Source organism: Thermaurantiacus tibetensis (assembly GCF_015354055.1).
GTDB lineage: Bacteria > Pseudomonadota > Alphaproteobacteria > Sphingomonadales > Sphingomonadaceae > Thermaurantiacus > Thermaurantiacus tibetensis.
In genome coordinates this window covers 1-3,527 of sequence record NZ_JACHTM010000009.1, presented here as the reverse complement: position 1 = coordinate 3,527, position 3,527 = coordinate 1, and the positions used below count along the sequence as shown (strand labels likewise).

At 69.6% G+C, this 3,527-nt stretch carries 6 protein-coding genes; 4 read left to right on the top strand and 2 right to left on the bottom strand.

Translation table 11 applies throughout. The features are described 5' to 3' along the window. The coding region (locus H3H34_RS13160; protein ID WP_194745763.1) for a transposase at positions 1-267 on the top strand (267 nt) is incomplete at its 5' end. 149 nt (positions 268-416) lie between these two features. Here the strand turns inward: H3H34_RS13160 and H3H34_RS13155 are convergent. Beyond that, positions 417-1,184 (bottom strand): helix-turn-helix transcriptional regulator, encoded by a 768-nt coding sequence (locus H3H34_RS13155; protein ID WP_235946018.1) that lies wholly within the window; start codon positions 1,182-1,184, stop codon positions 417-419. A 154-nt stretch (positions 1,185-1,338) separates the two neighbouring features. On the opposite strand from H3H34_RS13155, the gene H3H34_RS13150 reads away from it, so the two are divergent. Both H3H34_RS13150 and H3H34_RS13145 read left to right on the top strand, forming a co-directional pair. Next, a complete protein-coding gene (locus H3H34_RS13150) occupies positions 1,339-2,124 on the top strand; it encodes an SDR family NAD(P)-dependent oxidoreductase (RefSeq protein ID WP_194745761.1) in 786 nt (261 codons plus the stop codon). Between the two features lie 57 nt (positions 2,125-2,181). Continuing rightward, positions 2,182-2,868, top strand: coding sequence for a TetR/AcrR family transcriptional regulator (locus H3H34_RS13145; RefSeq protein WP_328832126.1), 687 nt, complete (start codon positions 2,182-2,184; stop codon positions 2,866-2,868). Here the strand turns inward: H3H34_RS13145 and H3H34_RS13140 are convergent. Then, positions 2,854-3,306: an EthD domain-containing protein gene (locus H3H34_RS13140; protein WP_194745758.1), complete on the bottom strand. Its 453-nt coding sequence runs from the start codon at positions 3,304-3,306 to the stop codon at positions 2,854-2,856. The two genes, H3H34_RS13145 and H3H34_RS13140, sit on opposite strands and share 15 nt — an antisense overlap. A 36-nt stretch (positions 3,307-3,342) precedes the next feature. Here H3H34_RS13140 and H3H34_RS13395 point away from each other — a divergent pair. Continuing rightward, positions 3,343-3,527 (top strand): hypothetical protein (locus H3H34_RS13395; RefSeq protein ID WP_207790953.1); only part of this gene is annotated, 185 nt, incomplete at its 3' end.

The following is a 3,527-nucleotide window of genomic DNA, read 5'->3' as shown; positions in this document are numbered from 1 at the left end:
CATCTGTTCGCCGATGCCGCCTATGACCGCCTGAAGCTGATGGACAAGGCCGCCTATCTCGACTTCGTTCTCGAGATCATCCGCCGCTCGGAAAGCCAGAAGGGCTTCGAGGTCCAGCCCCGCCGCTGGGTCGTCGAACGCACCTTCGGGTGGATGACCCGATGGCGCAGGCTGGTCCGCGACGACGAACAGCGCCTCGACGTGTCCGAAGCCATGATCCACGTGGCCATGGCAAGCCTCCTCTTGCGCCCTATCGCTCACCCGTGAACAATTTCAAACGAATCCTGAGAGTCGATGATTAGTAGTTCAGAATGTGGGTCGAAATAGCGTATCCGGCCTGACCCCCTGATTGAGAGGAGAAATTTCTCTTTCTTGGATCCCACCCGCTCCGCCAGACAGGGCGGCGGTCCCCCGCGTCAGCCGCGCAGGCTGATGTAGCCAAGCTGCGCGGCCTTGAAGACCGTCTGGCTGCGGTTCACCGCGTCGAGCTTCGCCGAGGCGTTGCGGATGTGGAACCTGACGGTGGCCCGGCTGCGAGCCATGATCATCCCGATCTCGAGGTCGGTCTTGCCGATGGCCGCCCAGCGCAGGCACTCCACCTCGCGCTTTGACAGCCGCGGGCCGAGCGGCACCTGGCCCGCATCACCCACCGCGCGGACGTAGCTTGCCACGAACGTCCTGGCATAGATCCCGAGTGCGTCGCCGTGGACGGCAAACGCCTCGGCGAGATCGCAGTGCCCCGGCTCGACCGGGTTGAAGCTGACCGCGCCGATCTGCCCGAAGGCGAGGTGGACGGGCACCACGATCGCCGCGCAGGTCCGGGCGCGGGCCGCGAAGTTCGAAAGATCGATCGCCTGCAGGTGCCGGTTGGGGAGCCGTGTGCGGAAGCCATCCGCGTTGACCCAGAAGGGCTCGCTCTCCACCCGGCAGGCAGCGGTCAGCGGGCTTTCCAGCGCGATGCGGGGGTTGCGCCACCAGGCGTCGGGGCCGTCGGGCCAGCCGAAGACGCTGGCGGCCAGCACATTGCCCTCGGCGTCGGTTGGCGTGCTGCGCGCGGCGATGTCGTGGGCGACGGCGGCACGAAACCCCATGCCCATGGAGACGGCATGCAGCGCCTCGGCGGCGCGGCGGATGTCGGCGGCATTGGCGATGCGCACCGCGTCGATCACGTCCTGGCTCGGCAATCCCTCCTCCCCGCGATTGCTGGGGAAACCTAACGGCTCTCAAGGGCGCGCACAATAACCGGCATCGCTGCCGGTTTTCTCAGGGCCGACCCGGCCGAAACTCCAGTTGCCTCGCGCCGCCGTGCCCGCGCAGGAAGCGCGACAGGAGGGACGGATGGCGGGAAGGCTTGAAGGAAGGGTGGCGCTCGTCACCGGGGGCACGTCGGGCATCGGTGCGGGCGCGGTCGAACGGCTGCGCGCCGAGGGGGCGGAGGTGGTGTTCACCGGCACCCGGACAGACGCAGGCGCCGACGTCGCGGCACGGACGGGCGCCCACTTCCGGGCGCAGCGGGTGGAGGAGGCCAGCGCGTGGCCTGCGCTTGTCGAGGAGATCCTTGACCGGTTCGGCAGGCTCGACCTCGCCTTTGCCAACGCCGGGACCGAGGCCGGAGACTCGAGCGTCGAGGAGATCGGGATCGAGGGCTGGAACCGGGTGATCGGGGTGAACCTGACCGGCGTGATGCTCACCGTCCAGCACGCCATCCGCGCGATGCGCCGCAACCCCGAAGGTCCTGCCGGCGCCATCGTCATCAACTCGTCCATGAACGCCCACCGGGCGATGGGCAATTACGTGGCCTACTCCGTCTCCAAGACGGCGGTGTGCGCGCTGGCGAAGTCGGCCGCGATGCACTGCGCCACCTCCGGCACGCGGATCCGGGTGAATGCGATCCTCCCCGGCGTGGTCGAGACACCGCTCATCACCGACCTTATCGCGAAGAGCCCGGACCCTGCGGCCGTCCGTGCGCGGTTCGAGAGCTTCTCGCCCATGGGCCGCATGGCTCGGGTAGAGGAGATCACCGGCCTCCTCGTCTTTCTGGCTACCGAAGAGGCCGCCTACATCAACGGCGCCGAGATCCTGATCGACGGCGCCTCGACCGCCGGCATGATGGGAGCGGCCTGACGCGCCCGGCTGGCACGCGGCGACAGTGCCGCTATGCTTCCTGTCATGCCGGCCCGCGTGCGCGACCGAGTCCTTTCCGCCATCCGGCCCGGGCATGACGCACCGCCTCCGGCGCGCTGGCAGCAACAGAAGAGCCGCCGCACCCGCGACCGCATCGTCGCCACCGCCGTCGACCTCCTGGTGACCGAAGGCTACCCGGGCCTCGCGGTTGCCGCCGTTGCCGAGCGCTGTGGCATCTCCCGCGGGGCGATGCACCACCACTTCCGCAACCGGGGGGAGCTGGTGGCCGCGGTCATCGAGCATGTCTTCTACGAACGGATGCGGAATTTCGTGGAGATGGGGCTTGCCGCCTTTCCCGGGCGCACGCCGGAGGAGATCGTGGGGATCGCCTGCGACCTCCACTGGCAGTCGGTGAAGACGCGCGAATATGCCGCCTGGCTCGAGCTCGCCGTTGCCGCGCGCACGGATGCGGCACTTGCCGCCATCTTCGTGCCCGCGGCCCGCCGGTTCGACGAGGTCTGGCTGGCCGAGATGCGGGCGCTGCTGCCGCTGTGGGGCGAACGCTGGGCCGAGATGCAGCTTGCGAGCGACCTCGTGATGGCGGCTCACACGGGCCTGCTGGTGCTCGCACCTGCGCTGGGCGGCGAGGAACGGGCCGCCCGCGTGCTTGCCCACCTCGCCGACGTCGTGCGTGCCCTTCATGGCGCCCAGAGCGACGGGGCCGTGCCATCATCCGGAGCCTGACCCGGCCGGGCTGCGGGGCGTGGCACCCGCAGCGGGCTCGGCCAAGAGGTCTGCGGGTGGCGGAAGCGGCGAGCGCGCTGCCGTCACGGTGAAGCTGCGGATGAGGCGGCGGTCGAACAGGCGCTCCTCATCGGCGACGATGCGGGCGCGCACTTCGGGCACGCTTGCGGCGGCGCGGAAAGCGGCGAGGTGCGCGGCGCTCGGGAAATCGATCTCGAGCAGCACGTCGACGTCGGCCGCCTCGCTGCCGCCGGGCGCGGGCCGGAGGTAGCGGCGCTCATAGCGGCTGGCGAAGCCTGCGAGCACGTCCTCGCCGATGCGCCGGTGGTGCGTCTCATAATAGGCGACGAAGTCGTCCCAGGACATGCCGGGCCGCCGCTTGAGGAGGGTGACGAGGGTGATGGGCCCTGGCTCCTGCGGGTCCGCTCCGTCTGCCATGCGCGCTCCCTTCCTGCCGTTTCTGCTCCCCTGTGCATGCTGCCAGCAGACCGGGCGCTGCGCCAGAGTGGCGGCACGGCGCCGGGGCTTGGATTCGCCCGGCGCAGCACGTGCCAATCCCCTGAAGATCGGGGTGTCGTGCCGACCAGGTTCGAGAACCAGATCAACCGCATCTCGGGCACGGCCACCAACCCGCGGCAGACCGAGCGGGTGGTTCCCGG

Bases quoted from the DNA above. Each gene is read 5' to 3' on its own strand.
- H3H34_RS13140 (WP_194745758.1), bottom strand. From the start codon at position 3,306: ATGGCAGACGGAGCGGACCCGCAGGAGCCAGGGCCCATCACCCTCGTC.
- H3H34_RS13150 (WP_194745761.1), top strand. From the start codon at position 1,339: ATGGCGGGAAGGCTTGAAGGAAGGGTGGCGCTCGTCACCGGGGGCACG.